The organism is Roseivirga spongicola (assembly GCF_034376045.1).
Classification (GTDB): Bacteria; Bacteroidota; Bacteroidia; order Cytophagales; family Cyclobacteriaceae; genus Roseivirga; species Roseivirga spongicola.
Map to the genome: position 1 here is coordinate 2,911,894 of NZ_CP139724.1, position 26,402 is coordinate 2,938,295.

The window sequence follows — 26,402 nt, forward strand, 5'->3', positions numbered from 1 at the left end:
CTCGGATGATTCCATTCAATAAGCCTTACTTATCTGGTAAGGAAACCAAGTATATAGAAGAGGCCGTACGCTCAGGAAAAATCTCTGGTAATGGCGGGTTTACTAAAAAGTGTCAGGCTTTTTTTGAGAAAAAGTACGCTTTTAAAAAGTGTTTACTTACTACCTCTTGTACGGATGCTTTGGAAATGGCCGCTATATTACTGGATATAGCTCCAGGTGATGAGGTGATTTTACCTTCTTATACCTTTGTTTCAACGGCCAATGCTTTTGTCTTGCGGGGAGCAAAGTTAGTCTTTGCAGACTCTAGGGAAGACCACCCTGGGATAAATGAGGCTAGTATAGAGGCACTGGTTACAACTAATACAAAAGCAATTGTTGTGGTGCATTATGCAGGAGTGGCCTGTGATATGGATGTAATAATGGGGATTGCAAGTAGGCATAACTTGTTTGTAGTTGAAGATGCAGCGCAGGCCATTGATAGTTATTACAAAGGCAAGCCGCTCGGAGGTATTGGACACCTTTCGGCCTTCTCCTTCCATGAGACTAAAAATATAATTGCTGGAGAGGGTGGGATGTTGGTAATCAATGACGAACGTTTTGTTGATCGGGCTGAAGTGATTTGGGAAAAAGGGACGAATAGAAGTGCTTTTTTTAGGGGGGAGGTAGATAAATATGGTTGGGTTGATATCGGCTCATCGTTTCTGCCTTCGGAAGTAATAGCTGCATTTTTGTATGCCCAACTCGAGCAGTTGGACGATATACAACGAAAGCGAAAATATATTTGGGACTATTACTTTAATAGATTAATTAATGTGGTGGAAAAATTGGAAGTACAGCTTCCGGCAATACCAGAATTTGCTTCTAACAATGCACACATGTTTTATTTGGTAGCAAATAATATAACTATAAGAGAGAGCCTTCTTTCTAGAATGAGAGAAAGAGAGGTGTATCCAGTGTTTCATTACCTTTCTTTACATAAAAGCCCATTTTATAATACCAAGCATGATGGCAGAATTTTAGATAACTCTGACCACTATACAGATTGTCTGTTTAGGCTTCCTTTGTTTTATGAATTGGATGACCAAACGCTCTCACAAGTGGTTGAGGCCATTAGTTAGTTTATGGTTAAACTTAGAGCACTCGTCTTTAAAGGGGTTTTCTGGTCGTTTGTAAACCAAGTAGGTGTTCAGCTATTACAATTAGCTACAACAGCAGTTTTAGCTAGGCTTTTAGTTCCTGAGGATTTTGGTTTAATGGCTATGCTAGCTATAGCAACTGGATTTATTAATGTAATTAAAGACTTTGGAATTGGTGCTTCTTTGGTTCAAAAGAAAGAAGTGGATAACGAAGAGTATAGTACCGTGTTTTGGTTGAACCTAGCCATAGGTGGGCTACTTTGTGTTCTTGTTTATTTATTGGCACTACCAATAGCAATATTTTTTGAAGATGTACGCTTAAAGGGACTAATGGAGTTTATTTCATTGTCTTTTTTTCTTAACTCTTTTGGTATTGTTTGGTCCAATATACTACTAAAGAACCTCGATTTTAAACAGATATTTTACCGGAATTTTTTAGCGACATTACTTTCAAGTACAGTGGCGATCGCACTGGCGTTAAAAGGTCATGGTTACTGGGCACTTGCTGTTCAAGTTTATGTAAGACTGGTATCTAATTTGATTTTTAATTATTTAAGAGTGAGGTGGCTTCCTGAGTTTGTTTTCAAAAAGGCCTTCTTGTCAGATGTTCTGAAGTTCAGTTTACCACTGTTCGCAGATAAGTCAGTGAATTATTGGATGAGAAATGTAGATAATCTATTAGTCGGTAAATTCTTGGGCAAATCTGAGTTGGCGTTCTATTCAAAGGCCTACTCACTCATGTTGTTGCCGGTTAGGCAACTTTCAGGCACTATTACTAAGGTGTTATTCCCGTCATTTTCCTTGATTCAAGATGACCCTGATAGAATAGGAAGGGTGTATTTGAAGATTTCGAGAGTAATAGCATTTGCCGCTTTTCCTGTTATGTTGTTGTTGGCCTTTAAAGCCGATACTTTCATATTAATCGTATACGGGGATCAGTGGGAAAGAGTAATTCCCATTTTTAGAGTATTGAGTATTCTTGGAATGTTTCAGGCTATAGGCACGCTAAGCGGCAATATTTACTTGTCTCAGGGAAGAACATTGTTGATGTTTAAGGTCGGTATTTTCTCTAGAGCTTTAATGATTATGGGAATTGTTATTGGGCTTTGGCAAGGGGGCTTAATGGGAATGGTTTATGGTTATAGCATTACTGCTTTTATTGCCTTTTTGCCGGAGTTATATTTCATGGGTAAGCTTATTAATCTCAGGCTGTGGCAGATACTTAAGAACTTTCTTCCTTATCTCCTAATTGCTATGTTATCAGTTTTATCTCTCCTTCTAATTGATTTTAAGTTTAGTTTATTAGTTGACCTGATATTGTCAGCTTTAGTAATGGGGGGAGTGTATTTATTCTTCGCAAAAATTTTTAAACTGACGGCACTTGACGATTTAATTTATGTTCTTAGAAAAAGAGGGTAGCCTTGGTGGCTTGTATTAAACTGTGAAAATGAACTTACATTTATTTGTAGATAGCCCCTTTGTAGACCGCGTAATTGAAAAGTGTGAAGATTACGGTACTAATCACGCTTATGTTGTCTTTACCAAAAGAGCCCTGAAATATGTAGAAAATTCTAAGGTATTTGTTTTTAGGTCTTACAGAGATTTTAAGAGGGAAACGAAACTAGATTTTTCGAAGATTCACAGTGTTTACCTACATTTCTTATCCGCCATGGCGATAGATTTTGTTTTAGATAATAAGAAGAGTTTTTCCTATTACTGGTTTTTTTGGGGTGCGGACGGATATGCCCTTAATGAGCTTAATGGAAATTTGATTTTAGAAAGGACTAAATCCATTATTCCAAAACAAAATCTCAATTTTAAAGGATTAGTTGCTGCAAGGGTTAAAAGTGCTGTTAGGCAGAGAAAATTAAAAAGAGCACTCTCTTACGTAGATTATTGCTGCACTTGGGTTGAAGGGGATTATCAGCTGATCAAATCCTTGGGGTATGTGAAAATGAAGTTTCAATTTTTCTCATATCTAAGTCTAGCTGATTTAGCAGGTAATTCTACAATTTATAGAGAGAGTACTGGATCGTTAAAGTTATTAGTTGGCAATTCTTTAAATGCAACGAATAATCATCTTGATGCCATTGATTTTATTCAAGATATTTTTCCTCATGATACAGAGCTTGTTCTTCCAGTTTCATACTCTGGGAGTAAAACGTATTTAGATGGTATTAAAGACTATGCCAATCAGACTCCTTTTAAATACTATTACTTGGAGAGCTTTATTCCCTTGCAGGAATATCTGGATATAATAAATTCATGTGATTACATTCTGTTTTTTCATATAAGACAGCAGTCTGCTAATAATAGCCTTTCAGCTTTATGGATGGGGAAAATTATTATAATGAGAAGCGAGAGTACACTTTTCCAGTTTTACCAAAAGGCAGGCTTAAGTGTGGTCTCAAGCGAGGAAATAAGTTCTATGGATGATTTAGAGAAAAAAGATAAAACGTTTGCTGATAGAAAGGAAAAAAACCGTTTGATATTGGCTGATTTTTTTGGAAGAGAAGCGGTTGAAAAGCAATATAAAGATCTTTTTAAGCGATAAGATTTTGAAGTTATTTAAACGGGTTTTAAAAAATCTATTACCTGCTAGGATTGTAGAGAAACGTAGAATAGAGAAGCTGCGTGAGAGGTATGGGTTATCAAAGGATATTAAAATAACCGGTCGGCTGTTTATTAGTGGTGAGTTTTCTTGTAAAGAGGGGTGTAAGTTCTTGGGTGACATTTCGATCCAAGGGAATATCGTATTGGGGAGATATACTTCTTTAAACGGGCCTAATACAGATTTACAGGCACTACATAACTCGATAGAAATTGGCTCATTTTGTTCAATTGCCAGAAGCGTTTCTTTTCAGGAGTTTAACCATAGAATAGAAAGGCCTTCTACCTATTTTATGGCTCAGAATGTTTTTGGGTTAGATAGAAAATTGGATACTGATTCAAAAGGTGGAATAACAATTGGTAACGATGTTTGGATAGGTATGCATAGCCTTATATTGAGTGGTGCGCACATTGGGCATGGAGCAATTATTGGTGCTAACACGGTGGTCAATGGAGAAATTCCACCCTATGCAATTGCAGTTGGTTCACCTGCCAGAGTTGTGGGCTATCGCTTTTCTGAAAAGAAAATCAATGAGCTTCTAGAGATGAAGTGGTGGGACTGGCCAATTTCGAAAATTCAAAAGAATCAAGATTTTTTTCTCAATGCCTATTAATGCTTTGGTTTCTATAGTTATCCCCGTCTTCAACAGAGAAGAGTTTCTAATTGAAACAGTTAATTCAATTGTTCAACAAACCTATACTCATTGGGAGTTGCTGTTGGTAGATGATGGTTCCACTGATCGCTCGATTCAAATAGCTCAGGAGTTTTCCAATAAAGATGCTAGGATAAAGAGTATTCAACGAGATAGAGCCCCTAAAGGAGCGCCTACTTGCAGGAATATTGGTTTGGATAGGGCAATAGGGAAGTATGTCATCTTTCTAGACTCAGATGACTTGATGGCACCTTATTGTTTAACTCAAAGATTGAAAAAGGTGTCTGACTTTCCCGAAAACGACTTTTGGGTATTTCCCATGATGATTTTTGAAAAAACTGTGTATGATACCCGTAGGCTTACAAATATTAATTCAGATGAGGGAGATTTGTATAGATTTTTACGTTCGGATATTGTGTGGCAAACAGCACAACCAATATGGAGTAAAGCTTCATTAGTAAAACTAGGCGGATTTGATGAGGAATTTCCGAACTGTCAGGATCACGATTTGCATTTGCGTGCTATTATTGAGGGTTTAGCATATAGAAAGTTTTTGGATGAAAAGCCCGATACTTTTTATAGAAAGCACAATAGTGAAAAAATTTACAAGCCTTCAGACCCATTAAGGGTATTAAAGGGAATTAATAAATTATTTACAAAACTTGCTCTGGATTATTCTGATTTCTTGAAGGATGATGAAGAGGCAATCAGAAACATAAGGCCATTTTTATTTCGAACATTGAGGATGTATACTCGAAACGGTGTTTATGATGTTCCTTCCAACTTGAGTAGGCTTTTATTTCAAAATGGTCTTGTAGCGAAGATCGACTTTGTTAAGTTAAGGTTATATGTATCACTTTCTGCAAAAGGGTTTAATAGGGTGCGAGGCTTTGAGAAGCTATGGAACTTAATAATACATCTAGATTATCATTCAATGACGTGGGGACAAACAGTATATAGCAAACCTATATGAGGATTGCTTTTATTGCTTCGAATAGATCGAGTGCTAACGGAGGTAGTGAAGAGTTGTGGGCTAAAGCTGCAATTTATGCTCTTAATCAAAGGCATGAGGTAATTTGCAGTGTTTATAATTGGGAGACGAAACATTATTTACACGAAGAGCTCAAGTCGAAAGGAGCTAAAATTTTATATAGGCCAAGAAGAAGTGTTGATCAAGGTGTGTTGAAGAGGGCTTTTCTTAAATTTCGAGACATCACAAGATCCAAGTTAATCGGTCCTCATCATGAATTTAGAAAGCTTTTAAAGTTGAAGCCAGACTTGATATGTTTAAGTCAGGGCTCATCTTATGACCATGCTTATCATAGAGACTATGAGTATTTATTCGAAAAGTATGATCGAGACTACTATATATTGATGCACTCCTATCAGAGTAATATAATTCTGAGACAAGAAAGGAAGTTGAGGTCTCAAAAAATCCTTACAAAGGCAAAGACTGTTTTTTATGTAGCAGAAAAGCAATTAGAGGCTATTGAACAGCAACTCAATATTAAGCTAGATAATTCTAAGTTAGTTTTTAATCCATTGAATATCAATAGCTTTAAATGTCTTCCATTCCTAAAAAGCGAATGCTTAAAAATGGTCATGATAGGTAATTTAACTATACGTTGGAAAGGGCATGATTTGCTGTTGGATGCTCTGAACTCTGTATTTTGGAAAAGTGACAATTGGCAGCTGGATATATATGGAAATGGTGAGGACGAAGAGCTGATTAAAAATACGATTAAAACGTACAGTTTGGAGAATAAGATTCGCTTGAGGGGACTTGATAGGAATATAGAAAGGATCTTTCTAGGTGCACATATATTATTGATGCCATCGCGTATTGAAGCAGCGCCATTGACTGTTCAAGAAGCAATGCTATGTGGACGTCCTGTTTTGACTACAGATGTCGGAGATATGAGATCTTACTATAAGGATGGTGTTTCTGGGTTTTTGGCTGAAAGTACTTCTGTAAACTCAATAAGGTCCGCTTTAAATAAAATGTGGAAAAATAAAGGTAGACTGGAGGGCATGGGACAAATAGCTTTTGAACAGGCGAAGGCTAAATTTCCAGAACAGCCGGAGAAAGATTTCCTTAAAGAAATGATCAATGCCGAATAGAATTAAGGTTTTCTTAGGTGCATATTTAAACCAAACAAATGCTCAAAACTTGAACTGTTTGAGCTTGGCTAAATATTTAGATAAATCGAAATTCGAAATATATGCCTTAGAGATCAACCATGGTAACCTAGGCAGGCTTTCTATTGATGGAGTTAATACCTTCAATTGTATATATCCAGTTAAGCTCACTCAATGGTTGGGTTTTTTCTGGGGAATACATAAGTCAGATGTTGCTTATTTACCCAGGGGTAATAATTTTAAACTTCAACGTTTACTTGTTAAGATCTATAAAAGAAAATCTTTTAAGACAGTAGAAAATGTAATTGATGCAGAATCCTTAAAAACAGCTTTATCTGTTTTAGGCACTGTTCAAAGAGCAAGAGAGAATTATAGTTTCACAACTAAAACATTTTCAATCACTTCTTTTATGAGGAGGTATAACCGCGAGCGACATGGGATTATTTCTGAAGATCTTATTCTACCTCCAGTTATAGATACTGCTTTATTTAATGAAATCGGCTTTGTAAGAAAAAGTATTAACCGTATCGTATTTTTAGGAAATGATATGAAAAGGAAAAGGGTTAATGATTTTGTTCATCTCTCTAAACTCTATCCTTCAATAAAATTCCTAATAATTGGAAAGGATAGAGGTTACCTAGAAAACATTCTAAGTTCGGGCTCATACAATAACCTTACTTATTTGGGGATGTTGACTCATTCTATATTACTAGAAAAGTTAAAAGAGTGTGATCTACATATTTTGACCTCTAAGTCCGAGGGTTTTCCTAAAGGAATTATTGAGTGTGCAGCTGCAGGTATACCTTCTCTTGTTTTCAATGACTATGGAGCTGAAGAATGGATTCAGAACTGGGAAAATGGAGTAGTATGTGAAACACTTGAAGACATGGAGCAGGCCATTAAGAAGTTGATCGAAACTCCTGGCTTGATGTCTCAATGCTCAAAAGGAGCGATTGAGTTGTCCGAACAGTATGGTGTGAAGAAGGTTGTTAGCCTTTACGAAAAAGTCATTGAAGACCTCTATGCCTCGTAACCTCATCATCATTCAAGCCAGGCTTTCTTCTACTCGTTTACCGGGCAAGGTATTGAAACCACTAATCGAAGAAAAGTGCTTGCTAGACCTTCAGATAGAAGCTTTAAAAAAGCTTGATATACCCTTTGTTTTAGCGACTAGCAGTAACCAAGCGGATGATTTACTTGAAGCTTGGGCTCAGAAAAATCAAGTAGAGTGTTTTAGGGGAGAGGAGTATAATGTGCTGCAACGATTTATAGATTGTGCAGAGCACTATAGTGCAAAGCAACTTATTAGAGTTTGCTCTGATAATCCTTTTCTGCAGTTTGGGCAAGTTTCACACTATATCAATGAACTGAGCAACGGTGCAGACTACATTAGTTTTTGCAACGCTGATGGAACCCCTGCCATCAGAACTCACTGGGGTCTGTTTGTAGAGGGAGTGAGCCTTTCGGCATTAAAACGAGCCTCAGATTTATTGGTAAACCACGCACAAAAAGACTTTTACTCAGAGCACGTAACCAACTTTATTTATGGTAATCCAAATGAGTTTAATGTAGTATTGGAAGAGGCACCTTCAGCGATTTTGCACAGAAATGATCTTCGCTTTACAATAGACACACCAGCCGATTTCGAAAATATGCATAGCTTGCTCCAACTAGCTAATTCCAACGCTAGGCTTGAACAACTAATTCAATTAGTTGACGCTAATCCTAGTATTAAAATGGTCATGCGTGAAGGAATTGATCAGTTTAATAAATGAGTGTTATACTTTATCGTGCTCATTAAAAATTCGACATTAAAAATTCAACATTCTTAAAGATGCCACATACCTACTTAATTGGCGAAATAGGCCAAAACCATAACGGCTCAGTAGATTTAGCTAAACTACTAATTGACAAAGCCGCACAACCTGTAAAGGATGAGCTCTTTGGCTTGGAGCTAAAACCATGGGATGCTGTAAAGCTTACCAAGCGTGATTTAGCAGAAGAGCTTTCGGCTTCAGCTATGAACAAGCCATACGATAGTCCGCATAGTTTCGGTAAAACTTACGGTGAGCACAGAGCCAAATTAGAACTGGATGATGAGCAGCACTTTGAATTGTATCAATATGCCAAGGAGAAGGGATTAGACTTTGTTGAGACACTTTGCGCCATTGGCTGCTTAAGTATGCTCAAACTATTTACGCCTGATAGACTCAAAGTAGCCAGTAGAGACCTCACCAATTTACCGCTGTTGAATGCTATGGCTGAAACAAAGATACCTATGGTGATTTCTACTGGAATGGGAGGAGAACAAGAAATAGATGATGCTTTAGAGGTGATCACGAAGCATCATAATTCAGTGTCCATCTTACACTGCCTTTCTCAGTATCCGAGTGAGTACAAGAATATTAACCTGAATAGTATTCACTATTTAAAACAAAAGTACAGTGATTTTGAAGTAGGCTATTCTGACCATAGTATTGGTATATCTATTCCTTTGGCTGCTGTGGCCATGGGGGCAACGACAATCGAAAAACATATTACGCTCGATAGAACCATGAAAGGAACCGATCAAGCTGGCTCTTTAGCTCCTGATGGAATGCGCAGAATGGTTAGGGATATTCGTAATCTTGAAATGGCTTTTGGTGAGATGAAGAAAGAGCGTAGTGAAGCAGTTTCTGCGGCTAAGGTGAAGTTAGAACGTAGTATTGCTACCAAAAGAGATATGAAAAAAGGAGAGGTAATCTCTGAAGCCGATGTGCATCTGCTCAGTCCAGGAGATGGCTTTCAGTGGGCACAAAAAGATCAGTTGATAGGCAAGAAACTTAATCAGAATGTATCTGCCGATGAGGTGATATATAAAGAAATGATTTCTTAAAATGTTCACGCGGAGTTCGCAAAGAGGGTTCACGCAGAGACCGCAAAGGGAAATGAACGCAGAGATCGCAGAGAGGGAGTACGGATAGATAGTACACAAAGAATCCGTAGCACCCTTCGCGTCCTTTGAGTGAAATAAGCAAATGACCGAGAACGAAATTTCATATAAAATCATTGGTATTGCCATAGAACTTCACCGAAATGTAGGCCCTGGATTACTAGAATCTGCTTATGAAACTGCGTTGGCTTATGACCTTCGTCAATCAGGCTTAAATGTTCAACAACAGCTTCCGTTGCCATTTTTGTATAAAGAGGTAAAGATGGAAGTAGGCTATCGGGTTGACCTTCTTGTTGAAAATAAGGTAATCGTTGAAGTTAAATCAGTTGAAACATTAGCACCTGTACACTATGCTCAGCTATTGACTTATTTAAAACTATCGAATAAGAAACTTGGGCTACTAATCAATTTCAACTCAAAGATCCTAAAAAACGATATTCACCGAGTGGTGAATAATTTATAAATGATTCTCTCAGAGACCACAGAGAAGAATTAACGGTAAGAACGCAAAGAGTAGGCAACATTGAAATAAAGAAAACCGTTTGCGAGCTTTGCGACTAACTTTGCGCTCTCAGCTTGAAAAAAACGAGTAGTAAATAATCTATAAGGTTTTCACTTAGAGACCACAGGGGTAACTTCACACAAAGATTCCAAAGAAGAATGATCGCAGAGAACGCAAAGAGTAGGTACTTAAAAACGCAAGGAATTCTTTGCGAGCTTAGTGTAAAAGCCTTAGCGCCCTTTGCGTGAAAAAATTAACTACACAACTTATGCTCCCTAAACTAATACTAACCGATATCGATGGCGTCTGGACTGACGGAGGTATGTTCTACGATCAGACAGGCAATGAATGGAAGAAATTCAATACCTCTGATAGTGCAGGAGTACTTTTCGCCAGAAAATTGAATATACCTGTCGGTATCATCACAGGAGAAGATACTGCCATTGTAAAACGCAGAGCAGAGAAATTAAAAATTGATATTCTACATCAAGGTATTGGTAACAAATTGCCCATAGCGCAAGCTATTTGTAAAGACTTGGGTATAGCCCTTTCCGAAGTCGCTTACATTGGAGATGATATTGGAGACTTGGAATTATTGAAGGCCAGCGGTATTTCAGCTGCACCCTCAAATGCTCCAAGCTATATTCAGAAATACGTCAATCATGTTACAAAAAAAGCAGGCGGAGAAGGTGCTTTTCGCGAGTTTGTAGAGTGGGTGATTGAATCTAATGACCAACAAATTGAAGACTTGCTTTAATCGCTTTACGTCACCTTGAGACTTATGACTGAAAGGAATAAGTCGCGAAGGTCTCATAATTGTTAAACGATACTTCTTTATACAAATTAGTTAAAGCAATAAGGGGATGCTCACGGCACAAGGCCTCAGCATGACGTTCTGAAAAGTTGAATGAAAAAGAAAAAACACTACCTCTTAGTCTGGCCCACAATTCGAAAGGATTGGATTAAAGTGTTCGATGATCTAAAAGATGATTTTGAATTCACTTTCCTTCCGTCTACTTTTCCTAAGGATTTAAATTACGCCAATGAATTTGCTTGTCGCTATTGGTCAGAATTCAACTCAGCACAAGACATATTGCAGGAATTGAAACCTGACGGAATCATTTTCATGTCCATTGAATCGGGGCTAAGCATGGTACTCAATATAGTGGCACAGCGAAAAGGCATAAATACCTTCATTCTTCAACACGGCATTTTCACTAATTATCGCGATTACAGAACTAGAGAAAAACTCTGGAGAAAGAAGGAAGTTGCGCAATCCGTTAAGCAAGAACAGTCGGAAAAATCATTTAGCACATTTACGTTTATACGAAGTTCACTAAATGGACTAGGTCAGTTTAAGTTGCTATGGATCGCAATTTACACCAAGTTGCAGCAGAAGAAAGGACCATATTGGACAGCTAAGCATCTGCCTTTAAAGTTGAAAAGAGCCAATTGGTATTTGTGTTTTAGCCCTTACAACGCCACTATTCACAAAGAAACAGATAGAATAGGTGAAGAACGCTTAAAGTATATCGGTAGTCCAGAATTGATACCGTATTTACAGGTAGAGCATGACCTGATCGAAGAAGACTTCTATCTGCATATAGATCAAGCGTTAGCGGAAAATTCTTTTGGAGAAGAAACCGTATCAAAAGAGAAGATGATCGACTTCTATCTGAAACTGAATCAATTCTGTCTTAGCAAAGGCTCGAAGTTCTACATAAAACTACACCCTGAGTCTTATAATTCTGATTGGCTTCCAAAGCACGAAAATATCATTTACCTCAAACAGGTAAAGAACTTCAATCTAGTTATTCAAAGTGCCCAAGGCTGCTTCGGCTTTTATTCCACTATGATCATTCCAGCGGTATATTGGAAACCCACTGTTCTTTTTAAAATTCAGTATTCTGGATTACAAGAGGCTATTTGCGATTTGACAGAATGTAGCACAATAGATTTTTGGAGCTTTAAGCATGATGATATATTGTTTGTGCCGCTGGACGGAACTTTAATTGGGGAGTACTTTATTAAACCAGAGGAAAGCGTTAGGTTATCAAAGGTTTTGTTGGGTGCAAGAAAGTAAAAAGCTCCTTCATGTTTTATACTCAGGCCAAGGAGGTCTGGGTACTTATTTCATGAATTTTGTTAACTCTGACAAGGAAGATAGGTTTGAGCATTTTGCTTTTTTTTATGGAATAGAGCCTTTGCTAGATGAATACAGGTCGTTTTGTGAGCTAAATGGTATTCCATATGCTTATGTTAAGCGATCAGGTAAAGTTGATTTTAAAGCATTAATGCAACTGAAGAAGTTTGGTACACAAAACAGGGTTAGGTATCTGTTTTTACATACTTTTAGCCTTAGTCTTATTCATCTTGTGGCACCTCTAAGTTTTAAGGTGATTGCTGTTGACCATACACCCACTCGAGTTAAAAAATCGATTGAGAAGGTTTATACGGTTTTAAATCATTTGCTTTCTTTCAAGACGGTTTATTTTTATCGTGGTCATTTTGAAGAGATGAAGTCATACTTTCCTTTGGCAGTCAGTCGCAAGAAATGTACGATTATTCCAAAGTCAGTTGATATCCATAGTTTCCATCCAGCCGAAAGATCTGAACAGTTGAGGGAATCTTTTACTTTAGGTATAACAGCTAGAATAATTGAAGGTAAAAGACATGATCTGTTAATTGAAGCAATGTCATCTTTAGTGAAACAGAATATGAGTGTTAAGTTAAAAATTGCTGGAGATGGGCCTTTAAAACTTGAATTGGAGCGAGAAGTTGCAATGCTGGCGTTGGAATCCAATGTTGAGTTTACTGGAAGGTTGACCCAAGAGGGATTGTTGGCTTTTTATCAGAGTTTAGATGCTTATATTCATGCCACTGATGGAGAAACTATTTGTTATTGTATAATGGAAGCTCAGGCTTGTGGCTTACCTATTTTGGCTTCTAATGTAAAGGGGGTCAATAATATTTTGAGCAATGAAACAGGAATTCTTTTTAATAATACTGTAGATAATATAAAGGGCTCAATTGATAAAGTTATGGCTGATAATGAATTGCGTTTAGATTTGTGCTCTAAGTCTAGAGCATTAGCAGAAATGAATTCGAGAAATAATAATTCTTCTCGGATGTTATATGAATCATTATTCAGAGCTTCTTAATATTTAATTGAAATAGTTGTAAATTTTTGTAAATCGATGTTAAGGAATTAATGAAGAGGCTAGAGTCTTTAGACTATTTAAGAGGTTATGCCGCCTTAACAATAATGTTATATCACTATTTGAGTTGGTCTGACTACCATGAGTTTCTAAATTATTTTTTTGGCAAAGCAGGATATTATGGAGTAGAGTTGTTTTATGTCCTTTCCGGATTCACATTGGCTTTTGTCTACTCAAAACTAGGCTTAAGGTCGAAAAGTGAGTTGCTGAATTTTTATTTTAAGAGGGTATTTAGAATTTTTCCTTTGTTGTGGCTAGTTACTTTTTTAACTATTATCTTAAAAAAACAAACTCCAGACCTGAATACCCTTATAGTCAACTTATCAGGTCTGTTCAGTATATATCGAATAACAGATTATATAGCTACTGGAGCTTGGTCTATTGGTAATGAACTCTTCTTTTATTTATGTTTTCCATTCTTGGTTCTAATAAAAAGTAAATGGACAAAGGTTTTGGTTACCTCACTAATAAGTATTCCTTTTCTTTTATTCGCATTTACTGGTGGGATTTTTGAAAGTCATATTCAGTTCAATTGGAAGAGTTTTATTAATCCTCTAGGACACCTTTTGATGTTCTATGCAGGTATTCTGCTTTTCCAAAGTAGAATTAGGTTGGGTACAAAATGGGCTAGAATGATAATTTTCATATCTACATTGTTCTTTGTTTTTATTCCCTTTAATCATAGGGAGGAGACTGTTCAAAGTGGATATAGGATTGTATACTCTTCCTTGGTGGTTCTTTTAGTTTTAGCGAGTGTAAATCTAACGGGTTATAAAAACAAGTGGATTCATATGGTCAGTAAAACTCTCGGTGATACAAGCTATTCCTTATATCTGCTTCATCCTATTATTTGGGGTGTTGTTGGTTATTTAATCAGTTATTTTAATGTTGAATGGCTTAAGGATCTGATCTTTTTAAGGTTATTATTCTGCGTTCTCCTATCTTTTTGTGCCTCGCTTTTTGTTTATCATTACTTTGAAAAGAAATTTGTTAGGCTTGGCAAAAAAGCTACTCGATCTATTCTATGAAAATCCTATTCGTTCAAAAAGAAGGAGGCATTTTTGGTGCTGAGAACTATCAGCTAAAGGTGATTCCTGGCTTGTTAGCAAAAGGCATTGAGGTTGAATTCCTAAGGCTTTACACTGACTATCAGGGTGGTAAAGGAGGAGAGTTTATTGATCGCCTTAATCAACTCGGGATAAAGACTTACGAGGTCAACATTGGAAAGTACCCAACTCCGAAGGTGCTAAATCAAATCAAGCAAATTGCCAATGGAGGTCAGTTTGACTTGGTACATACGCACCTGATTCATGCCGATTTTCATTTGGCGCTGATCAAGACTTTTATGTCTCTTAAGCCAGTATTGGTGTCTAGTAAGCATGGCTATGATAATGCTTTTACTTCTAAGTTTGGTTTTGATGCCTCCAAGCAAACCAATACGCCATATTTCCTTTTGAGCAAATGGGCTGAAAGACGGATGAAGGCGTCTTTTACCATATCTCATGGGCTACGAAATTTCTTTATTGAAACAGGCTTAACAAAACCCGATAAGATGAAGCTTATTCACTATGGTTTTGATATGCCAGAGAACTACTTAAGCAAAGGAAAAGAAGGGTTTAGAAAAGCGCCCAAGCAACTCATGATTGCGGGTAGACTCATAGGGTTTAAAGGACACAAGTTCCTTATTGAGGCCATGAGTAAGGTACAGAAGGCCTACGGTTCCGATGTAAAGTTATTGATTGCAGGAACGGGAGATTTGGAAGGTACTTTAAGCTCTCAGGTGGAGGAATTAGGCTTATCTGAAACCATTGAGTTCTTAGGCTATAGTAAAGAGGTAGGTAGTTTTATGGCTAATTCCGATGTAGTGGTAGTGCCCTCAATCTCTGAAGGTTTTGGTGTGGTGTTCTTAGAGGCATTTTCCGCTAAAACTCCAGTAGTGGCTTGGGATGTGCCTTCCGGAAATGAACTCATGAATCACGGTAAAACTGGTTACTTAGTAGAACCATACAATACAGATCAATTAGCAGATCAATTAATTGAAGTATTAGATTCACCCGAAGAACAAGAAGAAATAGTAGAAGCGGCTTATGCCGAACTTAAATCATATTTCAACCTTAATAGAATGGTAGACCAGACCATCACTTTTTATCAAGAGGCATTAGGGTAATGATCAATAGATAGTTTGGTCTCTTTATGTTTTGAAGTACCTGATTAAAGTCGAATAATGAAACGATTGAAGGTCTTTTGAAAAGATTATTTAGATCGCAAATCGTACATCTAAAATCAAAATCCCCTTTGGCTCCCTTTGAAATACCAGGCTTAATTATCTCGATTATCCTTTTTTCGATAATCGTCTATTTTGTTGGTCAAAGGCAGATACCTGCTCAATTTCAAAGCATGGTGACTAATTCAATTATAATAAGAATTGTTGCGGTGCTGGCCTATGCTTTCGTGTCATTTGCCATATATGGTGGGGGAGCAGACCCAGTTGTTTACTTTCGGTGGGGGCAACGCTTTGTGGAGTATTTCAAGCAATTTGATTTATCCCCTTTCTATGACCGTGACTTATGGCGAGGCCCTGCTTTTACAGGGACTAATTTTGTTGGTTATCCGGCAGCCATCATGATTCTTTTTGTGGGAGAGAGTTTTCGTGGTACCTGGTTATTGTATTCTTCACTTTGCCTCTTCGGGCTATTCTTTTTTGCGAAAGTTTTTTACCGTGCTTACGGAGGTATTGAGTATAAGAGCTATCTATATATACTTCTACTATATCCGTCACTATGGTTCTGGACAGCAAATGTGAGTAAGGATACTTGGATGTTTTTTGGCGTAGCCATATTTCTAACAGGGATGGTCAGTAAACAGCGAAAACAGAGTATATATGCAATGGGGTTTGGCTTGCTATGGTGTTATTTAGTGAGACCACAAATGGCGGCCATGATTGCTTTTGCTTTGGCAGGAGCTTACTTTTTGAGTACACTTAAGAAGCTTACCTTTCAGAATGTGTTTATTATGATAGTGGCGGTAGCAGGGGCTTTATACTTCTTATCTGTAGTAGGGGTAGAGGATGTAACCGAAGTAACAACCTTTGCTGAGGAGACACAAAGGAAGTCTTCATACGGAGGGAGTGAAATATCTTTATCTCAGGGTCCCTTAAAGTTTATCCAGGCGCCTGTTAATATTTTGCTAAGACCTTTCCCATGGGAAGTTGGAGGTTTCCTTCAAATCATCAGTTTTGTGGATATTTATTTTATCTGGTTTTTAGCTTTTAGGAATTGGAGTTCGGTTAAGCGTTCATTTAAAATGATTCGAAAAGACAGGCTTATTGCCTTCTGTTTTATTTTTATTGGTCTTTTTGCTGTAGGTGCAGGCTTGGCTCTAGTAAACCTTGGTTTAATCGCCAGACAGCGGATAATCCTCTATCCGTTTATGTTTATGATTATTTATGCCTATTCAGATAAACGTGTCGCTTTCTTAAGAAAAAAGAGACAGCAAGCACAAGAAAAACGATATCAAGAAATTGCAGAACTCCAGAAAACCTAAGTTCTTATTGATTGGAGGCTTTGCCTCTTCTTTAATTAATTTTAGAGGGCCTTTACTGAAAAGGCTTGTGCAAGACTTTGAGGTCTTTGCTGCAGCTCCCTACATTGATGATGATATTAGAGAAAAGGTGGAGGCAATTGGTGCAAATTGTATTTCTACAGCGTTTGAACGCACTGGCCTTAACCCAGCCAAAGATTTAAAAGCACTCCTTAAGTTTAGAAAACAGATTAAGGAAATAGCTCCAGATTATGTGCTGGCTTATACCATTAAACCAGTAGTTTTTGGTTTGAAAGCCGCTAAGTTCAAAGGCGTTAAACGATATGCCCTGATTACAGGGAAAGGCTCTGGTTTTGATGAAACAAACCTAAAGTCGAAGGCGATTGCAAAAGTAGTAAAGGGGCTTTATCGTGATACCTTGAAGTCTGTAGATGGAGTAATTTTCCAGAATGCCGATGATCAAGCGTTTTTCGAACAAAATGGCTTACTCACTAACACTGTACAAAGAGGAGTTATTGAAGGTACTGGGGTCGATATGGTTCATTATCGTTTGAAAAATGAGCCCACATTTTCTGAGAAAGTGAAGTTCTTATTTATCGCTAGACTCATCAAGGAAAAAGGGATTCCTGAATTGGTAGAAGCCGCTAAACTACTTAAGAAAAAAGGTTGTGATTTTGAAGTTCAACTGTTGGGTTGGGTAGATCCTAATCCGGGAGGCATTTCTCAAGAAGAAGTAGATGAACTTCATAGCTCTGGATTAGTTAATTACCTCGGTACAACCGATGATGTTCGTCCGTATATTGAGGCTGCGGATGTGTTTGTTTTACCTACCTACTACAATGAAGGGTTGCCAAGAACTATACAAGAAGCCATGGCCATGAAAAAGCCTATTATCACTACAGACCATCCCGGCTGTAGAGAAACGGTAGAAGAAGGAAGAAACGGTTTCCTTATACCAACCCGAGATGCTCAATCATTGGCTGATGCTATGGAGCGATTTATAAAAGAGCCTGAGCAAGTTTTAATAATGGGCCAGCAGAGTCATGAAATGGCAAAAGAAAAGTTCGATGTGAATAAGATTAATGAACGATTACTTAAATTTATGCAACTGAGCGATGTATAGATTTCTTTTCAAACGACTGTTCGACTTCATAGCTGCGTTGGCAGCTTTTTTATTGTTAAGCCCTATCTTCTTAATCACCACAATATGGCTCATAGTAGCCAACTCGGGAAAACCATTTTTCTTCCAGTCAAGACCAGGTAAGCATGGGAAGGTTTTTAAGATCTTCAAATTCAAAACCATGAACGATAGAAAAGATGCTAATGGAAATCTCTTGCCTGACGCTGAGAGACTTACCTCCATTGGACTGTTAGTGAGAAAATTGTCACTAGATGAAATCCCCCAGCTATTGAATGTAATTAAAGGCGATATGTCGTTGGTAGGGCCGAGGCCTTTGCTAGTAGAATATCTTCCACTATATAGTGAGCGACAGGCAAGGCGACACGATGTTAGACCTGGGATTACTGGTTGGGCACAAGTGAATGGTAGAAACGCCATTGACTGGCCAACTAAGTTTGAGTTGGATGTACATTACGTAGAGCATTTAAGCTTTTGGCTCGATATAAAAATCTTATTTTTGACGGTGAAGAAAGTCTTCGTTCGTGAAGGTATTAGTGCTGATAATTCAGCCACTATGGAGAAATTTAAAGGTAACCTATAATGATACTAATTGGAGCCTCAGGACATGCAAAAGTGATTTTGGATATTCTTGAGAAGAACGAATTTACCGTTGATTATTTGTTGGATGCTAATCCGAATATCAAGGAATTGGCGGGATATAATGTAATCGAAGACAAAAACCATATAGATGATATCGATCAAGAGTACATTGTTTCTATAGGCTCTAATTTGATTAGAAAAAGAGTTTCAGAGCAACGAAAAGTGAAGTTTGGTTGGGCGATTCACCCTGATTCTATTTTAGGAGATGATGTCTCAATTGGTCAAGGTACAGTTGTAATGGCAGGGGCAATAATCAACCCTTCAACCCAAGTTGGCAATCATTGTATTATTAATACTTCTGCTTCTATAGATCATGATTGTGAGATTGCAGATTACGTTCATATTAGTCCGAACGCTACTTTATGTGGCACTATCGAAGTGGGGGAGGGAACTCATATTGGAGCAGGTGCCACAATAATACCGAATCTAAAAATAGGAAAATGGGCTACAATTGGAGCAGGAGCTGTGGTTATAAAAGATGTTCCTGATTATGCAGTTGTGGTTGGTAACCCTGGTCGAATAATAAAAATTGGAAATGGAGAAGAGTAAGATTTGGCTGTCTTCACCCCACATGGCTGGGAATGAGCAAAAGTATGTGGCTTCGGCTTTTGAAACTAACTGGATAGCCCCTTTAGGTCCTTTAGTAGATAAGTTCGAGTCGGTATTAGCAGACTATACCGGAGCAGGACATTGCGCAGCTTTGAGTAGTGGCACGGCAGCCATTCATTTAGCATTGGAGATTCTGGGTGTGGGTATAAATGATGAGGTGATTGTTCAATCTTTCACTTTCTGCGGATCAATTAATCCTGTTTTGTATCAAAAGGCCACCCCAATCTTGGTGGATAGTGATCCGGTGACTTGGAATATGGATCCGAATCTACTTAGAGAAGCCATTGAAGATAGAATTATGGCGACAGGAAGGAAGCCAAAAGCAGTTATTCCTGTACATCTATACGGCATGCCTGCTAGAATTGACGAAATCATGCAAGTTTGTGCCGAGTATGAAATTCCTGTCATAGAAGATGCTGCCGAGGCATTAGGCTCTACCTTTAAGGGACAGCAGTTAGGTAGCTTTGGTGATTTTGGAATTCTTTCGTTCAATGGAAACAAGATAATCACCACCTCTGGAGGAGGCGCTTTACTTTCATCAAACGAAGAATGGGTTGCGAAAGCTCGTTTTCTGTCAACACAGGCACGAGATAAGGCAATCCATTATCAACATAGTGAACTAGGGTATAACTATCGCCTATCAAATGTTCTGGCTGGAATTGGTGTTGGACAAATGGAGATATTAGATGAGTTCGTGTCTCTGAGGCGCAGCAATAATCAGTTCTACTCAGACCTCTTTAAAGGCTCAGGTATTACTGTACATCAAGAGAGTAGTGCTGACTTCTTCTCTAATCATTGGTTAACTGCTATCTTATTTCCAGCGGATAGTGTTTTATTGAACAAAGAGATATTAATGGACGCTTTACTCGAAGAAAATATTGAATCGAGACCTCTGTGGAAGCCTATGCATTTACAGCCTCTTTATAGTGAATCGAAAATGTATGGCGGACAAGTGTCTGAAGATTTATTTGAACGTGGATTATGTTTACCTTCAGGTTCTAATCTAACAGACTCTGACCGGGATAGAATAGCAGATGTAGTTAGTAAAGTGTTGAGGAATGCTCAATAGATTTAAAACCCTTAATGTACTTCCTAGGTGGATTATCGTTCTGATTGATCTGACAATCTTCTCTTTAGCTGCGTTAGTGGGGTATATGCTCAGGCTTAATTTTCAGATAGACGAGCTATATGAGTTCGATTTTTTGAGAGGGATAGCCATTTACACCATAGCTGGTTTAATCTCCTCTTTACTTACCAGAAGTTTTGCAGGAATTATTCGGTACACAGGTATTCAAGATACTCTAAGGGTTCTGTACGCTAATCTCATCACCCTAGCCATTGTATTTGCTATTAATTCTTTGTCAGAAAACTCTTTGCCGTACTCGGTTGCTCTAATTGCTTTTTTGGTATCGTTAGTATTCTCAATTAGTTATAGACTTTTAGTGAAGGAGCTTTTCGCTTTTTATCGAACCGTGCCTAAAAGTCAAAGGAAGGTGCTAATCATGGGAGCAGGTAGATCAGGTATGATCACCAAACAGATGATCGATAATGATACCAAGTCCAATGTGAAGGTCGTAGGCTTTCTAGAAGATAATCCTAGAAAAATAGGTAATGTAATTAGCGGTGTCCGTATTTATTCTGCAAAAGATGAATTTGAAAAGGTGGTTCTCAAACATAGTCCAACGGAGCTTATACTTGCTGCTACCAAGCTATCTCTCGAGAAGAAGAATGAACTTGTAGATAAGTGCTTAGAATTTGGTATAAAAGTTACTAGTGTTCCCTCTGCAGATCAATGGATAGGAGGGGAGTTTGACATCAACCAGATTAAAGAGGTCAAAATTGAGGATCTGTTAGGCAGAAACACCATTATTCTCAAGAACAAGTTCATTAGCAAAGAGCTAAATGATAAATGCATCTTAATCACAGGTGCTGCTGGGTCCATAGGGAGTGAAATTGTCAGACAAGTTGTACGTTATTCACCTTCAAAAATTGTTCTGCTAGATCAGTCTGAAACAGGTCTTTTTGAAATAGAGAACGAAATTCGGTCAATTAAGAAAATGGGAGATGAGCTAGTCCCTTTTGTCTGTGATGTTACCAATAGAGGTAGATTGAAGGAGTGCTTTTCAACCTATAGACCTAATCTGATCTTCCATGCTGCGGCCTACAAGCATGTTCCTATGATGGAAACTAATGTTCCTGAAGCAATTGCCTGCAATATTTTAGGGACTAGAAATGTGGCAGACCTCTCTGTTGAGTTTGAAGTAGAGAAGTTTGTAATGATCTCTACCGATAAGGCGGTTAATCCAACCAGTGTGATGGGAGCAACAAAGAGAGCCGCAGAGGTATATGTACAGTCTTTGAATGATTTTCTGGTAAGTATTGACTCAGAATCGACAAAATTCATCACTACCAGATTTGGTAATGTATTAGGTTCTAACGGTTCAGTAATTCCAATCTTCAAGAAACAGATTCAAGCAGGTGGGCCAATTACTGTAACGCATCCGGAAATCACCAGATACTTTATGACCATACCTGAAGCATGCGGTCTAGTTTTAGAAGCAGGTACCATGGGAGATGGTGGCGAAATTTTTGTCTTCGACATGGGGAAATCAGTTAAGATTGTGGACCTAGCGAAGAGAATGATCCAGCTTTCTGGTCTTGTTGAAGGAAAGGATATAGATATTGTTTTTACTGGTTTGCGGCCAGGGGAGAAGTTATATGAAGAGCTTTTAGATAACGAGGAAAGTAATATGGCTACTCACCATCCTAAAATCATGATTGCTCAAACTAGAAAAATTGATTTTACTGAGGTGAAGGAAAGCGTAGACCAAATGGAATCGGCTGTTCGCTCAGGTGAAATGATAGATAAGGATATAGAGATAGTCAAAATTCTCAAGAGCATGCTTCTAGAATATAAAAGCAAAGCTTCTAAGTTTGAAGCTTTAGACTAGTGCGCTATCGATCTATCCCTTTGCTGTCCTTGTCCTTGTAGTACCTTGAAGCTAAAATCCAGTCATAAATATGTTCTTTCCTTTATTCCAAAGAGCGAGTAAAGTAGCTTCCTAAAGTGTTTCAAGCGGCCGTTTGACTTACAATCGAAATCACGAAAGCCAGTCTCACAAAAGCTGGCTGTCGTTCATGACAATATACCGATAAATCATTGGAGAGTCTCACCACAGAAATTCCCATGATATGAATACGGTATAAACTGATAAAATCAGGTCTGGCTTCTTGGGCTTATCTGAATTTAGGCTTTCTCCTTGAAGGGGAGAATAGTTCGCCTAGGAAGTTATCAGGAAGGTACATCTCCAGTTTAATAGAGAAAATGTAATAGGCATCGTTGTTTTCTCTGCCTCTAATGGCTCCTTTTTGTCGAGCTGTATATCCACCTTCAACAGATCTGTCATAAATCTGAACGGCAACATCCGCAGAAGGGGAGCCAACGCCACCATTCCACTCTATAATTTCATCTTTAGATGGGTAATAAGTAGCTACATCATCCAAGTAATCAGTGAAAGTGAAACGTCTTCCTCCTTCGAGGAGAATGTCAATGTATTGATTGGCCTTTAGCCTAATACCTATACCGAAAGGTATAACAGTAATAGATTTTGGATAAGACCCTACAGGAGCTCCTTCTTCCGTTTGATATTCCCATAGATTAACTGTGTAGTTACCTTCTTCTCCAGGTAGGTAAGTCTTGGGTCTGTTTGTACTTCTTCCAATCCCTAGCATTATGTAAGGATTTACCACCGGTCTTCTTGTATAGCTGCCGTCTACCGGAATTAAATTAAAGATGGCTAAGGCTGATAACTCAAGGTTTCGAGAACGGAAATTAAGATTACGAATATATCTATCATCTTCGTCACCAGTGTCATCTCTATTGCTCAACCTGCCAGAGATGAACCCTTGTTTGTTTTCCGCATCGCTTCCTCCAATCTGGTACCAATTGAGATCTACTCTTAAAGATAGTTGCGAACCGAACTTCTTTCTTAAACCTACGCCTAAGCTTGGACCTAAGGCACTTTGCATACCATCGTAAAATACATCGTGCAAATCGCCATGATAAGTTGAAAAACCGACTCCGTAAGAGAGCATCCAAGTTCTATCTCTTCTGCGAGAATAGAAGGATTGTGCGTCAGCAATTTCTGAGAACGCTAAGATAAGAAGTAAGATGAAAGTGACCTTTTTCATGCTGATGCTTGCTATAAAGCTAATTAACTTCTGTTTCGGTTACAAACTATCTTAGCTGAGGAATTACAAATTTACGATTTATTAATCTAAACAAAAAATCTCCAACCTATTGGTTAGAGATTTTTGTACACCCAGAAGGAGTCGAACCCTCAACCTCTGGAGCCGAAATCCAGCGCTCTATCCAGTTGAGCTATGGGTGCTGAATTCTAAAATTTCTATTAAGCTAGTGCTTCCTGAACTTTTGCAGCAGCATCTTTTAATACAATTGCAGACTCAACAGCCAAACCACTCTCATTGATGATTTTAGCAGCTTCTTCAGCATTGGTTCCTTGTAGCCTTACAATAATTGGAATGTTGATATTTCCGATTTTCTTGTAAGCCTCTACAACACCATTGGCTACTCTATCACATCTTACAATACCACCGAAGATGTTAATCAAAATGGCCTTTACATTAGGGTCTTGCATAATAATTCTGAAACCAGCTTCAACGGTTTCAGCATTTGCTGTTCCCCCAACATCTAGGAAGTTTGCAGGCTCACCACCAGAAAGTTTAATGATGTCCATAGTAGCCATAGCTAAACCAGCACCATTAACCATACAACCTACGTTGCCATCTAACTTCACGTAGCTCAGGCCGAATTTTCCAGCTTCTACTTCTTCAGGAGCTTCTTCAGTAATATCTCTTAACTCAGCTAAATCTTTATGTCTGAAAAGACCATTATCGTCTAGATTTACTTTAGCATCAACTGCCAAAATCTGATTGTCTGAAGTCTTTAATACAGGGTTAATCTCGAATTGAGAAGCGTCAGAATTTTCGTATGCTTTGTAAAGAGAGTAGATGAACTTAACCATTTCTTTGAAAGCCTGACCTTCCAAACCTAGCTTAAACGCTACTTTTCTTGCTTGGAATCCTTGGAGGCCAACCTTAGGGTCAATCCACTCTTTAATAATTTTTTCAGGAGTCTCTTCGGCAACAGTTTCAATGTCCATACCACCTTCGGTAGAAGCCATAATTACATTGCAACCTTTAGCTCTGTCTAAAAGAATTGATAGGTAGTATTCTTTAGGCTCAGAATCGCCTGGGTAGTAAACATCTTGAGCGATTAATACTTTGTTTACTTTTTTGCCCTCTGCTCCGGTTTGGTGAGTAACAAGAGTTCCTCCCAAAATAGCTTCTGCTTTAGGAGCAACCTCTTCTAGGCTTTTGGCAAGAACTACACCATTAGAGTCAGTTTCTTGAACTTTACCTTTACCTCTACCTCCGGCATGAATTTGGGCTTTAACTACGTACCAGCTAGTTCCGGTTTCTGCATTTAGCTTTTTAGCAGCTTCAGTCGCTTCTTCAGGGGTTTCAGCAACTAGGCCTTCTTGAATTTTTACACCGTATCCTTTTAGTAATTCTTTTGCTTGGTATTCGTGAATATTCATGACGCTTTTAATTTGGTGCGAAGCTAAATCTTTGGGGTTATAATAACAAGTGAATTCAGTTTATTAGAGATCATCCATATACTGCTTTCATTGCTATTCGTTATGTTTGAAAATATGTCTGAAATTATCCTAAAGGCGAACAATATATCCAAGTCATATAATGACTTGCAGGTGCTGAAGAATGTAGAACTAGATTTGATGAATAATGAGGTTGTTTCTATTGTGGGGGCTTCGGGAGCAGGAAAGAGTACCTTGCTTCATATTTTAGGGACTTTAGACAAACCAGATGCTGGCAGTCTTACTATCAACGGCTATGATGTAGTAGCTCTATCTGCCAATAAGCTAGCAAAATTCAGAAATAGTCAATTGGGCTTTGTCTTTCAATTTCATAACCTGTTACCAGAATTCAGTGCTATAGAAAATGTGTGTTTGCCTGGTTTTATTTCTGGTAAACCAGATGCTGAAGTAAAAAGTAGGGGCAAGGAACTTCTGGAAATTCTTGGTATTGGTGCCCGAGCTAATCATAGGCCATCAGAATTATCTGGTGGAGAGCAACAACGAGTAGCTGTAGCTCGAGCTTTGATTAATGACCCTAACATTGTCTTTGCAGATGAGCCTAGTGGAAACCTAGATTCAAAAAACGCGGAGCAACTGCATAAGCTCTTCTTCGATTTAAGAGATCAGTTTAAAAAAACATTTGTTATTGTAACCCATAATGAGGAGCTCGCTGAACTCTCAGATAGGAAAGTGGAAATTAAAGATGGCTCTATCTTGTACGCTTAACCACTTTGCAGCGGATTGAAGACTTACCGTAAAGTGATTTTGGCAAATAGTACGCAAGCCTAAACCCAAAACGAAGATAAGAATCGTTAGTACCATCACCGCGAATAGTGCCTGCAGGAACAGGTTCAACGGGTGGAGAGAGCGCTGCTCTTGGGTCGGATAATAAACCTAAGGTAGTAGCATCTACACCATCGGTTTCAGAAAAAGAGGCAGGATCTCTGTAAACCGAGTTTACATCGTCCAAATAACCTGTCATTGCCATGGTGTATTGCACCTCCATTTGGAGGTCAAAATTTCTAGAAAGGTAAAAATTGAATCCAAAACCCATCGGAATGGCTAGGGCTAAACCACCGTATTGAACACCCTCTAGTGACAGAGGTCGCAAATCGTAAGTAGTGCCAGCAAGTTCAGCCTTAGGGTTGTTACTTGTTACTCCAATACCTAGGTGTATGTAAGGATTAGCAAAAGCCCTGTCTTTGTAGCCCGAAGCAGGGTGTCTGAAAGCGTAATACATAGCCTGAACTACCAACTCAAAGTTGGTGGCCTTGAAGTTTAGGTTCCTAACTTTATTATCTGGTAAGGGTGAAAGAGAATCGTCTGCTTGGATTTTATAAATAGATAAACCTGTTCTAATGGCAATCTGATCGGTAAAAAGGTGCTCATAGCCAATTGTAGCACTTAACCCAGTTTGTAATTTGGGGTCTGTTGCTCTCCTTAATTCACCAAAGTAGGTGTTTAAGCCTATACCAAAAGATGCTTTCGAAATCCTGTCGAAATCTCCTGTAGTTACATATTGCTGTGCACTTACCTGAATGGTTGTGCAAACTATTAAGCAGAGGGAAAGGATAATTCTCATCTAAATCCTTATAGAGGTTAGCT

General features: G+C 38.3%; 25 protein-coding genes and 1 tRNA gene. 22 read left to right on the forward strand and 4 right to left on the reverse strand.

Features of this window, described 5'->3' with window-relative positions; genetic code table 11:
* Window positions 1–5 precede the first annotated feature (5 nt).
* The 21 genes from rffA to T7867_RS13050 all read left to right on the forward strand — a co-directional run bounded on the left by rffA (window position 6) and on the right by T7867_RS13050 (window position 22,070).
* Window positions 6–1,118, forward strand: coding sequence for a dTDP-4-amino-4,6-dideoxygalactose transaminase (gene rffA, locus T7867_RS12955; RefSeq protein WP_322299400.1), 1,113 nt, complete (start codon window positions 6–8; stop codon window positions 1,116–1,118).
* A 3-nt stretch (window positions 1,119–1,121) separates the two neighbouring features.
* A complete protein-coding gene (locus T7867_RS12960; protein ID WP_322299401.1) occupies window positions 1,122–2,555 on the forward strand; it encodes an MOP flippase family protein in 1,434 nt (477 codons plus the stop codon).
* A 28-nt stretch (window positions 2,556–2,583) separates the two neighbouring features.
* Window positions 2,584–3,690 carry a TDP-N-acetylfucosamine:lipid II N-acetylfucosaminyltransferase gene (locus T7867_RS12965; RefSeq protein WP_322299402.1) on the forward strand — a complete coding sequence of 369 codons (1,107 nt, stop codon included), beginning with the start codon at window positions 2,584–2,586 and terminating at the stop codon, window positions 3,688–3,690.
* Between the two features lie 4 nt (window positions 3,691–3,694).
* On the forward strand, window positions 3,695–4,360 hold the full coding sequence (locus tag T7867_RS12970) for a CatB-related O-acetyltransferase (protein WP_322299403.1): 666 nt from the start codon (window positions 3,695–3,697) through the stop codon (window positions 4,358–4,360).
* A complete protein-coding gene (locus T7867_RS12975) occupies window positions 4,350–5,372 on the forward strand; it encodes a glycosyltransferase family 2 protein (protein ID WP_322299404.1) in 1,023 nt (340 codons plus the stop codon). Before T7867_RS12970 ends, T7867_RS12975 begins: the two co-directional genes overlap by 11 nt.
* A complete protein-coding gene (locus T7867_RS12980; RefSeq protein ID WP_322299405.1) occupies window positions 5,369–6,520 on the forward strand; it encodes a glycosyltransferase family 4 protein in 1,152 nt (383 codons plus the stop codon). Before T7867_RS12975 ends, T7867_RS12980 begins: the two co-directional genes overlap by 4 nt.
* Window positions 6,510–7,571 carry a glycosyltransferase family 4 protein gene (locus T7867_RS12985; RefSeq protein ID WP_322299406.1) on the forward strand — a complete coding sequence of 354 codons (1,062 nt, stop codon included), beginning with the start codon at window positions 6,510–6,512 and terminating at the stop codon, window positions 7,569–7,571. The genes T7867_RS12980 and T7867_RS12985 overlap by 11 nt, the downstream gene beginning before the upstream one ends.
* Window positions 7,561–8,313, forward strand: coding sequence for a cytidylyltransferase domain-containing protein (locus T7867_RS12990; RefSeq protein ID WP_322299407.1), 753 nt, complete (start codon window positions 7,561–7,563; stop codon window positions 8,311–8,313). Before T7867_RS12985 ends, T7867_RS12990 begins: the two co-directional genes overlap by 11 nt.
* Before the next feature lie 59 nt (window positions 8,314–8,372).
* Window positions 8,373–9,413: an N-acetylneuraminate synthase family protein gene (locus tag T7867_RS12995; protein WP_322299408.1), complete on the forward strand. Its 1,041-nt coding sequence runs from the start codon at window positions 8,373–8,375 to the stop codon at window positions 9,411–9,413.
* Window positions 9,414–9,555: 142 nt separating this feature from the next.
* Entirely contained in the window at window positions 9,556–9,933 is a 378-nt protein-coding gene (locus tag T7867_RS13000; protein WP_273273854.1) for a GxxExxY protein, read from the forward strand.
* 307 nt (window positions 9,934–10,240) lie between these two features.
* Window positions 10,241–10,729, forward strand: coding sequence for a KdsC family phosphatase (locus T7867_RS13005; protein WP_322299409.1), 489 nt, complete (start codon window positions 10,241–10,243; stop codon window positions 10,727–10,729).
* Between the two features lie 150 nt (window positions 10,730–10,879).
* Window positions 10,880–12,055, forward strand: a complete 1,176-nt coding sequence (locus T7867_RS13010) for a polysialyltransferase family glycosyltransferase (protein ID WP_322299410.1) — start codon at window positions 10,880–10,882, stop codon at window positions 12,053–12,055.
* Window positions 12,042–13,133, forward strand: coding sequence for a glycosyltransferase family 4 protein (locus T7867_RS13015; RefSeq protein WP_273273849.1), 1,092 nt, complete (start codon window positions 12,042–12,044; stop codon window positions 13,131–13,133). Before T7867_RS13010 ends, T7867_RS13015 begins: the two co-directional genes overlap by 14 nt.
* A 50-nt stretch (window positions 13,134–13,183) precedes the next feature.
* Entirely contained in the window at window positions 13,184–14,218 is a 1,035-nt protein-coding gene (locus T7867_RS19690) for an acyltransferase family protein (RefSeq protein ID WP_407691164.1), read from the forward strand.
* On the forward strand, window positions 14,215–15,357 hold the full coding sequence (locus T7867_RS13020) for a glycosyltransferase family 4 protein (RefSeq protein ID WP_322299411.1): 1,143 nt from the start codon (window positions 14,215–14,217) through the stop codon (window positions 15,355–15,357). The genes T7867_RS19690 and T7867_RS13020 overlap by 4 nt, the downstream gene beginning before the upstream one ends.
* 230 nt (window positions 15,358–15,587) lie before the next feature.
* Entirely contained in the window at window positions 15,588–16,733 is a 1,146-nt protein-coding gene (locus T7867_RS13025) for a hypothetical protein (RefSeq protein WP_322299412.1), read from the forward strand.
* The gene (locus T7867_RS13030) at window positions 16,711–17,853 is read left to right on the forward strand and encodes a glycosyltransferase family 4 protein (protein ID WP_322299413.1); all 1,143 of its coding nucleotides are present in this window, start codon (window positions 16,711–16,713) and stop codon (window positions 17,851–17,853) included. Before T7867_RS13025 ends, T7867_RS13030 begins: the two co-directional genes overlap by 23 nt.
* The gene (locus T7867_RS13035) at window positions 17,846–18,451 is read left to right on the forward strand and encodes a sugar transferase (protein ID WP_322299414.1); all 606 of its coding nucleotides are present in this window, start codon (window positions 17,846–17,848) and stop codon (window positions 18,449–18,451) included. The genes T7867_RS13030 and T7867_RS13035 overlap by 8 nt, the downstream gene beginning before the upstream one ends.
* Window positions 18,451–19,059, forward strand: a complete 609-nt coding sequence (locus tag T7867_RS13040) for an acetyltransferase (protein WP_322299415.1) — start codon at window positions 18,451–18,453, stop codon at window positions 19,057–19,059. Before T7867_RS13035 ends, T7867_RS13040 begins: the two co-directional genes overlap by 1 nt.
* Window positions 19,046–20,188: a DegT/DnrJ/EryC1/StrS family aminotransferase gene (locus T7867_RS13045; RefSeq protein ID WP_273513946.1), complete on the forward strand. Its 1,143-nt coding sequence runs from the start codon at window positions 19,046–19,048 to the stop codon at window positions 20,186–20,188. Before T7867_RS13040 ends, T7867_RS13045 begins: the two co-directional genes overlap by 14 nt.
* Complete coding sequence (locus T7867_RS13050) at window positions 20,178–22,070, forward strand: polysaccharide biosynthesis protein (RefSeq protein WP_068223706.1); 1,893 nt, start codon at window positions 20,178–20,180, stop codon at window positions 22,068–22,070. The genes T7867_RS13045 and T7867_RS13050 overlap by 11 nt, the downstream gene beginning before the upstream one ends.
* A gap of 286 nt (window positions 22,071–22,356) precedes the next feature.
* Here T7867_RS13050 and T7867_RS13055 read toward each other — a convergent pair whose 3' ends face one another.
* The 3 genes from T7867_RS13055 to sucC form a co-directional block, all read right to left on the reverse strand.
* Complete coding sequence (locus T7867_RS13055) at window positions 22,357–23,310, reverse strand: DUF6089 family protein (RefSeq protein ID WP_273273839.1); 954 nt, start codon at window positions 23,308–23,310, stop codon at window positions 22,357–22,359.
* 126 nt (window positions 23,311–23,436) lie between these two features.
* A tRNA-Arg gene (locus T7867_RS13060) sits at window positions 23,437–23,510 on the reverse strand.
* An 18-nt stretch (window positions 23,511–23,528) separates the two neighbouring features.
* Window positions 23,529–24,740, reverse strand: a complete 1,212-nt coding sequence (gene sucC / locus T7867_RS13065) for an ADP-forming succinate--CoA ligase subunit beta (protein ID WP_288341601.1) — start codon at window positions 24,738–24,740, stop codon at window positions 23,529–23,531.
* Window positions 24,741–24,854: 114 nt separating this feature from the next.
* On the opposite strand from sucC, the gene T7867_RS13070 reads away from it, so the two are divergent.
* A complete protein-coding gene (locus T7867_RS13070; protein WP_245660261.1) occupies window positions 24,855–25,523 on the forward strand; it encodes an ABC transporter ATP-binding protein in 669 nt (222 codons plus the stop codon).
* On the opposite strand, the gene T7867_RS13075 is transcribed toward T7867_RS13070, so the two are convergent.
* On the reverse strand, window positions 25,507–26,379 hold the full coding sequence (locus T7867_RS13075; RefSeq protein ID WP_273273835.1) for a hypothetical protein: 873 nt from the start codon (window positions 26,377–26,379) through the stop codon (window positions 25,507–25,509). The genes T7867_RS13070 and T7867_RS13075 overlap by 17 nt on opposite strands.
* Between the last annotated feature and the right edge of the window lie 23 nt (window positions 26,380–26,402).

Coding starts and splice junctions, on each gene's coding strand:
- T7867_RS13020 (WP_322299411.1), top strand. CDS start 14,215: ATGAAAATCCTATTCGTTCAAAAAGAAGGAGGCATTTTTGGTGCTGAG.
- T7867_RS13005 (WP_322299409.1), top strand. CDS start 10,241: ATGCTCCCTAAACTAATACTAACCGATATCGATGGCGTCTGGACTGAC.
- T7867_RS13045 (WP_273513946.1), top strand. CDS start 19,046: ATGGAGAAGAGTAAGATTTGGCTGTCTTCACCCCACATGGCTGGGAAT.
- T7867_RS12960 (WP_322299401.1), top strand. CDS start 1,122: ATGGTTAAACTTAGAGCACTCGTCTTTAAAGGGGTTTTCTGGTCGTTT.
- T7867_RS13050 (WP_068223706.1), top strand. CDS start 20,178: ATGCTCAATAGATTTAAAACCCTTAATGTACTTCCTAGGTGGATTATC.
- T7867_RS12980 (WP_322299405.1), top strand. CDS start 5,369: ATGAGGATTGCTTTTATTGCTTCGAATAGATCGAGTGCTAACGGAGGT.
- T7867_RS13000 (WP_273273854.1), top strand. CDS start 9,556: ATGACCGAGAACGAAATTTCATATAAAATCATTGGTATTGCCATAGAA.
- T7867_RS19690 (WP_407691164.1), top strand. CDS start 13,184: ATGAAGAGGCTAGAGTCTTTAGACTATTTAAGAGGTTATGCCGCCTTA.
- sucC (WP_288341601.1), bottom strand. CDS start 24,740: ATGAATATTCACGAATACCAAGCAAAAGAATTACTAAAAGGATACGGT.
- T7867_RS13035 (WP_322299414.1), top strand. CDS start 17,846: ATGTATAGATTTCTTTTCAAACGACTGTTCGACTTCATAGCTGCGTTG.
- T7867_RS13025 (WP_322299412.1), top strand. CDS start 15,588: ATGGTGACTAATTCAATTATAATAAGAATTGTTGCGGTGCTGGCCTAT.
- T7867_RS13010 (WP_322299410.1), top strand. CDS start 10,880: ATGAAAAAGAAAAAACACTACCTCTTAGTCTGGCCCACAATTCGAAAG.
- T7867_RS13040 (WP_322299415.1), top strand. CDS start 18,451: ATGATACTAATTGGAGCCTCAGGACATGCAAAAGTGATTTTGGATATT.
- T7867_RS12990 (WP_322299407.1), top strand. CDS start 7,561: ATGCCTCGTAACCTCATCATCATTCAAGCCAGGCTTTCTTCTACTCGT.
- T7867_RS13070 (WP_245660261.1), top strand. CDS start 24,855: ATGTCTGAAATTATCCTAAAGGCGAACAATATATCCAAGTCATATAAT.
- T7867_RS12965 (WP_322299402.1), top strand. CDS start 2,584: ATGAACTTACATTTATTTGTAGATAGCCCCTTTGTAGACCGCGTAATT.
- T7867_RS12995 (WP_322299408.1), top strand. CDS start 8,373: ATGCCACATACCTACTTAATTGGCGAAATAGGCCAAAACCATAACGGC.
- T7867_RS12985 (WP_322299406.1), top strand. CDS start 6,510: ATGCCGAATAGAATTAAGGTTTTCTTAGGTGCATATTTAAACCAAACA.
- T7867_RS13075 (WP_273273835.1), bottom strand. CDS start 26,379: ATGAGAATTATCCTTTCCCTCTGCTTAATAGTTTGCACAACCATTCAG.
- T7867_RS13055 (WP_273273839.1), bottom strand. CDS start 23,310: ATGAAAAAGGTCACTTTCATCTTACTTCTTATCTTAGCGTTCTCAGAA.
- rffA (WP_322299400.1), top strand. CDS start 6: ATGATTCCATTCAATAAGCCTTACTTATCTGGTAAGGAAACCAAGTAT.
- T7867_RS12975 (WP_322299404.1), top strand. CDS start 4,350: ATGCCTATTAATGCTTTGGTTTCTATAGTTATCCCCGTCTTCAACAGA.